We start from the raw sequence: 8031 nt of genomic DNA, 5'->3' as shown, positions 1-8031 counted from the left end.
ATTTAAAATATAAATTGCAACTTCCTCTTTGCCATTAGTTGCCAGAAAAATACTTTTTAATAGTACTTCTAAATACTGACTAACACGATAATCGGCACTTATAACAATACTTCTGGCCATTTTACCCTACTTATATTAGTCCAATTTAACTTATAACTACATAGTTATCTGATATTAATAAGCCATTATTCTCAAAGAAACTTTCCATATATTGGAATACTACTCTTGGTTGCTCAGCATGTAACCAGTGAGTTGCACCCTCAACACAGTAAAGTTTTGCTCTTGGGAACTGACGAGGTATAGCTTGACGGCGCTCTTCGTCGACATAAGCTGAATCACCGCCATAAATAAAGGCAGCCGGTCCCGAGTACACTCCTTCAGCCCAGATTCCTATATGATTATATTCCTTTTCTAATACAGGTGCATTAAAAATAAATTTATGCGGTTCTTCATTAGTAAAACTTTTTAATAAAAAGTTAATCATTCCTTGATTATCTAAATTAGCACTTAATATCTCACGACATTGATCTCTTTCTATGCAATTATTTGCAATAACTTGATTAATTGCATAGAAAACCTCATCGTGGCCTCTTTTACCATAAATAACCGGAGCCATGTCTAATACCACAAGAGCTCGACATTTAGCACTATAGTCAAAGGCAATACGCATTGCCACCTTGCCCCCCATAGAGTGCCCTACAGGAATTATTTCCGTTATTCCATAGTATTCCACAACTTTCATCACATCATTTGCCATTTCAGGGTATTCCATTTGATTGCGATAAAAGCTGTTTCCATGATTTACTAAATCTACGCGCAAAACATTAAAGCGATTTGCAAAATGACGTCCAATCATCCCTAGATTATTTAAATCTCCCATTAATCCATGAATGAGAACTAGAGTTGGACGATCTTTTAAAGATTCATCGTAAGTATACTGATGGTTTAATAAATCAGGATTACGTTCAATAGTCATTTTTTAATCCTTATGGTTTACACTTAAATCTTATAACTCATTATTGCGCTTTAAATATAATTTTCCTACATTATCTGTAGTTTCAATTACATCATATTTAACATAATCATAGCGAGGAACATAATCATACTCCTCCATTATAATCTCATTTAAACCAATATGAATCATATTTTTTTCGGTAAAAATATGCTCTTTTAGATCTGAAGATACTAAATTAGAGTCTAAGAGTAAATTTGCTAGCTCCTGATCGTAAGAATAAAATTCAAAACCTGTAGGAACTTTTATTAAAGGTCTTTCTACTTCAAGATACTCATTACTTGCATAATCTCTTGCTTGCCAAAGTTTAGCAAAATCTTTTTCGTAATCTTCAAAAATTGTCGCTCTTAAATCAACATTGGTAAAAGATCTTAAACGTTTAATAAAATGTAACCTATCTATGGCTTTGTGATGCCAATTTTGCTCTAATTGTTCTTGACTATAAAATAGTCGAGACACAGCTGAACCACCGTCAACCTTACCATGAGCCATCTTAGAACAAAAGGCAACAGGAACAGGTTCATCTCTCGCTAAACCTAAAGAATCTTGAGCTACCACCTGATGATAAAGTTCATTTTTATCTTCTAAGTAATGCAGATTATCTTCGTATTTATCTAAATTATACTTAAAGTACTTATCAATACTTACAAAACTTTCGTCAACCCCAAATAATGCAGAAGTTAACTCATAAGCTTGATGCGGATAATCTATAGTATACAAAAAGTCATTTAGAGGACTATTAAACTGTTCACTTACAAGACGTTTATATAAATCAAGATTTTGAGGTTCTTTTTCGAGTTCAGCTACAACTTCACTAATTCTTTTATTCTCAGCTTTTGAAACTCGAGCATCTAGAACTTGAATAATCGATTGTTTAGTTGTATCTAGGAGCTGATCTTTTTTAACTTTTTTAGCTTTGCGACTAACCAAGTCTCCTAGATTATCTTCTAGTCTCTTGGTAACTCCTATCAACTCTTTGCTCGTTAAGTTTTCTACAAACTCTTGGGTAAAAGCTCCGAAATTATCATCTGCAAAAAGATCTGAGTCTTTCTCTGCTAACTCTAAGAAACTAGGTTTATCTTGCTCTTGCGGTTTAACCTTATTTTGAGACTTGCTACTTTGTTGCTTACCATCTAAAAAGTCAAGATTAAAAAACTCACTTTCAAGCTCTAGCTGGTTAGAATCGTCCAGTGGATCATCATCTAAAAGGATCAATCTATCTCCATCTAATAAAAGATTATCCCCTAGTTCCTCAATGCCAAACTCTTGTAAGAACGTACGCACATCTATATCTTCAAAATCTGAAGAATCATCTAGAAAGAAGCTATCTAAAGAACTAAATGACTTATTTACTTGTCCACTTTTCTTCAATCCTTGTTTTGCCGTCGATTGTAATTTTTTTTCTTTAACTTTTACCGGCTTAGCACTAAACTTGCTTTTCGGATCTTCAGTAACCGTTGATTTATTTGTTTTCTTTTTCGCCATAATAACCTTAGCAACTTAAAACATAATTTGTAATTAACGCTTTTAAGTTAAAAGTCCACTGTTCTCCTTGTTTTTCCAAGAAGTTTTGCTCTATTAAATAGTTTTTAAAGCTACTTGCACCTATCTTAGTAAGATCATATTTATCAAAGATCAGGTTATCAACCGATCTTGTATTTAAAATTAGCTCTTCAATTGAACCTTTAACTAAAGCTATCTGCTTAATAACTCCAATTACTTGATAAGTTGCTAAAACCTCATCTAAAGACTCAAAACCTAAAACATTTTCTTGTGCTAAAGAAAGATCTTCTATAACCTCTTCTTCCCAACTTAGTTTGAAGCTATTGGCATCGAGACTAAGTTGTTCTAGATTCAATAAATGATCATCTTCTCTTTCTTTAGCTAGGTAAGATCCATACCCTAGGGTTGGAGTAACTAATGTAGCATTAGGACTTCTCGTACAAGTATAACTTAAAGGCTCAACATACCAATTTAAATCCACGCCATAACTAAATCTACTTGGAGTAACTTCTTCATCCTCTTGCTCTAGGTATTTATTTAAAGTTTCAAATAATCCTGGAACTTGGTTAAATAGTTTATAAGCTATACCTTGCTCTAAAGATGATAACTCCTGATAAGAGCAAGCAAGTTTACTACTTAAAATATCTTCTTCGGTTGCAATTCTTTTACTTCTTCGCTCTAAATCCATAGCTACATAATTTTCTTCATCAAAATCATGATTTAAAGCAAAAACTTTAGATACTACATAATTTGGAATCGAAGTTTGTAAACTTTCCTTTTCTAAATTAAGAGAATTTTTCTCAAGATAAATAATACTAAACTTATCACTTTCTTGATCTTTTACTAAGTAGTAAGCATTGCTATCATAAACATTTGGTAAATGATTAAAAAAGTCTACTTGCATTTGGAGGTGATAAATAGAATTTATGTCTATTTCTGCAAGATATTTTTGATTTTGCCCTACTAACCAAGAAGTAAGATCTCTACCATGAAGATTTAATTTTAAGTTTAAAGAAGCTAGCTTCTCTTTACTTGTTAGTTCATTTCCGGTGAATTCCAACAACTGCGGATCAAACTTATAAGTTAAAGCTTGAGGTAGTCTTTCAAGGTCGTTTCTAATTAATATCGCTCTTTTAACAATATTACGTAAACTTGCATATAACTTATCATAAGGCAGTTCTGTTGTTTGAGCTAAATTTACTGGTAAATAGTAACCTATTCTACTGCCCATAAATTTAGAACTTAAGATTGCATTCTCTCTATTTCTAAAAATATAACTTTCAGGGCTTTGAAGCGTAAATAAAGGATTACGTAGCTGAGATAAACGAACTTTTAAATCTACAAATTGTGATTCATGAGAATTAATTAAAGAATCAAAAAGTGCATTTGGTACAGGTTGATTATCTTTTAAATTAAAAAATTCAATTTCAGGTAAATTATTATTGGAATAAATCTTTAACATTTCATCATAAGCATTTATCCCACTAACAAGAATTTCTGAAGCTGTTAAATTATATAGTTCACGGTTAAGATCTTTATTATATTCGTATTTAATAAACTCTTCTTTATTCTTCTGATAAAGAGCTTCGTTAACACTTGAAGAATTAAAATAAGTTTTAATTAAATCACGATTACGTTCACCCGTAAAATTATAAAAATCTTGAGCATAAGTAGTGTAAATATCTTTTAATTCATCAATATTTGTATAACTAAGCTCTAGAGGATTTGTATAATCGTGCAGATGATTACTATGCCAATCTACTGCTCCAAATGAATTTAAACCTAAACGTTTATAAATATATAAACTATCAAATAACTCTTTATTTTTCTGCTCTTGAGAGACAAATTCTAAATCATTGACAATTTTTGGTTTTGATAGTTCTCTATTTTCATCCGAATTTACTGCATAAATAGCTTGAGCAAAACCTTCAACTGCTTCAGCATAAATATAATTTAGATTTGCATGAATCGAAAAGGAATCAATTGAATATTTGCTTAAAACCTCTTCTAAACCACTGATTTCACGAGGCATTAAATAAATTCTATTGGTTGTAAAAATCTCATTTAAAACTCGGGACTCATCAGGAGAATAGCCAAAGTCAAAATCTAAATTCGCTCGTAGATAAAAATTAAAACGATTTACATCATGCCCTGGCATAGGAATAAAGTAAGATCTATATTCTTTAGTTTCACTAAAACTTGGCGTATTAATTTCATAAGCTAAACTACGTCCAAATAATAAATCTCCTGAATTATTTGCACTATACTCAGTTAAGTAATTATAAGCTTGATTAAAATCTGAATCTAAAAGAGCATAAGTATTTACTAAAAAATCATTCATTTGATGTTTAAAGTCACTTGCTCTATAGGTTCTTAAGCTACGAAGAATCTCTTCACTAAACCAGTAATTTAAAACCTCAAATATAGGTCGCATTTGTTGCCAAGGACTTAAAGCATAATCTTGACGATAAGCAAAAGCTGAAGCTAAGACACTAATGTTATATTGGAATAAATTTGGCTTAGAATATCTAATAATTCCACCCTGCTCAAAGTTTTCGTAAGGAGTGTTATAAACGTGCTCTTTTAAAATTTCATAAGCTGTAGCTTCAGGAACAGCTTCTCCGTTTGCATAATTTAAATCTAAATTTCCTACAATAAATCCAATTAAATCTAGACGATGATAATCTGAAGCAAAAAGAGAATTAGGGCTATAGAAATTAGATAAATTTGCTTGAAACTTTAAAGGTCCTAAGTCATTGACATAATAAAAAGACGTTAAAGAGTTAAAATCTAAAGAAAAAATATCGTTCTTTAAATATTTACGATAGTCTATAGGAGCAAACTGTAAGGATTCAAATCCCGCTTGACTCTCTTTAAATAAGAGTTCTTCCTGAGTTGCTACTAACTCAGCTAAAGTAGAGATACTAAAATGATCATCTTGATAAAAGTACTTTTTATTTAGCTGTTCTTTTAGATAAACGGTAAAACTATTATTTTCTAAAAGACTTGCAACCAGCTCTTGATCCAAATAACCACTAAACTTTTGCTCTAAATCAGAAATTTCTACTTGAAGTTTCGCTATTTTCTTTAATAAACTTGGTAAAAGAGTATTTTGCACTAGTAACTCATTTTGATGAGTTTCTAATTGTTCTCTTAAGAGTTTAGCGGGTAATTGTAAACTTTTCTCTAAAAAATCTAATAAGGCTTGATGAGGTTCATGAGCGAGAGGAGTTAAATAATTAGCATGTAAACGCACATAAGCATCAGGAAGAATTTGGGATCCAACTAAATCAAAATTCTCCTGTTCTACTGAAGACCCTTGAGACCCTCTAATTCCCAAGTTAGTAATATTTTTATTAAAAATTTGAGATTTTGCCGTAATTAAAGATTCGGACCATTTATTACGTAGTGAATCACTAGCAATAAAGCCTCCCTCTAAACGGGCAAATACTCTTGTACGGACATTTTCAGAATCATGTAAACTTACGGAACTTATTAAACGTTTTAAATTGCGTTTTACAAGCAGATCGTAATTATTGTGAACCATATTTCCTCAACAAATGAAAAAGATAAAGTAAAAGGGATGGCTTCAACCACCCCCTTTTATTTTGCCGTAATGTATCGAAGAGATATTTATACTCTCGCTTTTAATTCTACAGTTAAGTTAAATACAGCTTTCTCTGCAGTAGAATCTTCATCCTTACAATAGTAACCATTACGTTCAAATTGATAAGAGTCTCCAACTTTAGCATTATCTAAAGAAGGTTCAATAAACCCATTAAATACCACTAAACTATTTGGATTTAAGATTTCATGGATATCATGAGAACCTGGAGTTTTGCTGGTAAAGAGGTGATCATAATGACGGAACTCAGCTGCTTTAGCTACTTTAGCATTTACCCAGTGGATAACACCTTTTACTTTACGCCCTTCTGGTTTTTTCCCTAAAGTATCAGGATCATAAGTAGCATAAACAACAGTCACATTACCGTTGCTATCTGTTTCGTAACTTTCAGCTTTAATCACATAAGAGCCACGTAAACGAACTTCACCCCCATGTAATAAACGTTTGAAACCTTTGTCTTCGGTAGTGATAGCAAAGTCTTCACGTTCAATATATAACTCAGGACCAAACTCTACTTCACGATGACCATAGTCTTCGTTTTGTGGATGATTCGAAATGGTTAAATTCTCTGAACCTTGATAATTGGTAATTACTAATTTAATTGGATTTAACACCGCCATAGCACGAGGAGCTTTTTCATTTAAATCATCACGAATACAAGATTCTAAAGCTTGGTACTCTACAAGATTATCTTGTTTTGAAACCCCGATACGACGACAGAACTCACGTAATGAAGCTGGAGTATAACCACGACGTCTTAAACCAGCAACTGTTGGCATACGTGGATCATCCCAACCATTTACGATTTTCTCTTCCACTAATTGAGTTAATTTACGTTTTGAAGTTAACACATATTCAAGATTTAAACGTGCGAACTCATATTGATGTGGGGTTGCATCTATAGTGATATTTTCAAGTACCCAATCATATAAACGACGATTATCTTGGAACTCTAAAGTACAAATCGAATGGGTAATACCTTCAAGAGCATCGGAAATACAATGTGTAAAGTCATACATAGGATAAATACACCATTTATCCCCTGTTTGGTGATGACTTGCAAATTTAATACGATATAACACTGGATCACGCATTACCATAAATGGTGAAGCCATATCGATTTTAGCTCTTAAGCTTGCTGTACCTTCGGCAAACTCACCATTTCTCATTTTTTCAAAGAGAGCTAAATTCTCTTCAATAGAGCGATCTCTAAAAGGTGAGTTCTTACCTGGGTTAGTTAAATCTCCACGGTATTCACGAATTTGTTCTGGACTTAACTCATCTACATAAGCTAATCCTTTCTTAATTAATTCAATCGCATAACCATATAAAGCGTCGAAATAATCAGAAGCATAACGAACTTTGCCATCCCAAGTAAAACCTAACCAACGTACGTCTTTTTCAATAGACTCAACAAAGTCAACTTTTTCTTTTACTGGGTTAGTATCATCAAATCTTAAGTTACATTTACCTTGGAAATCTTCTTTAATTCCAAAGTTTAAACAAATAGATTTAACGTGTCCTATATGTAAATAACCATTAGGTTCTGGTGGGAAACGAGTATAAGTTGTGCTATATTTTCCAGAAGCTAAATCTTCTTCAATTATATTGTAAATAAAATTAGTAGGACGCTCTACCGACATAAAAACCTTTTTACCTTTTATTTTTAATACCAATTAAATTTATGATATTGTAATAAAAAAATAGTTTGAATTTTTCAAACTGTTCAACAATCTTTTCTGCTCTTATTATAGCACTAAAAAGCTATATTTTTATCAAACTAGTGCTATCTCATTAGTTTACCATAAGTTAAACTTTTACAAAAATAGATCTCGTATCCTTAAAACTTACACTAAAACTTTTCATATCTTCTTTTTTGTGTGTTATATTT

4 protein-coding genes are annotated in these 8031 nt (G+C 31.8%); all 4 read right to left on the bottom strand.

What is annotated here, in order from left to right; all coding sequences use genetic code 11:
- Nucleotides 1–145 precede the first annotated feature (145 nt).
- The 4 genes from CKF59_RS06885 to glnS all read right to left on the bottom strand — a co-directional run bounded on the left by CKF59_RS06885 (nucleotide 146) and on the right by glnS (nucleotide 7783).
- Nucleotides 146–976 (bottom strand): alpha/beta fold hydrolase, encoded by an 831-nt coding sequence (locus CKF59_RS06885; RefSeq protein WP_119535204.1) that lies wholly within the window; start codon nucleotides 974–976, stop codon nucleotides 146–148.
- Between the two features lie 30 nt (nucleotides 977–1006).
- The gene (locus tag CKF59_RS06880) at nucleotides 1007–2497 is read right to left on the bottom strand and encodes a hypothetical protein (protein WP_119535203.1); all 1491 of its coding nucleotides are present in this window, start codon (nucleotides 2495–2497) and stop codon (nucleotides 1007–1009) included.
- 7 nt (nucleotides 2498–2504) lie between these two features.
- On the bottom strand, nucleotides 2505–6062 hold the full coding sequence (locus tag CKF59_RS06875; RefSeq protein WP_119535202.1) for a hypothetical protein: 3558 nt from the start codon (nucleotides 6060–6062) through the stop codon (nucleotides 2505–2507).
- 86 nt (nucleotides 6063–6148) lie between these two features.
- A complete protein-coding gene (gene glnS / locus CKF59_RS06870) occupies nucleotides 6149–7783 on the bottom strand; it encodes a glutamine--tRNA ligase (RefSeq protein WP_119535201.1) in 1635 nt (544 codons plus the stop codon).
- Nucleotides 7784–8031 lie beyond the last annotated feature (248 nt).

It is taken from the genome of Psittacicella gerlachiana (assembly GCF_003585965.1).
GTDB lineage: Bacteria > Pseudomonadota > Gammaproteobacteria > Enterobacterales > Psittacicellaceae > Psittacicella > Psittacicella gerlachiana.
The sequence above is the reverse complement of the archived record's forward strand: the minus strand, read 5'-3'. Positions and strand labels throughout refer to the sequence as shown.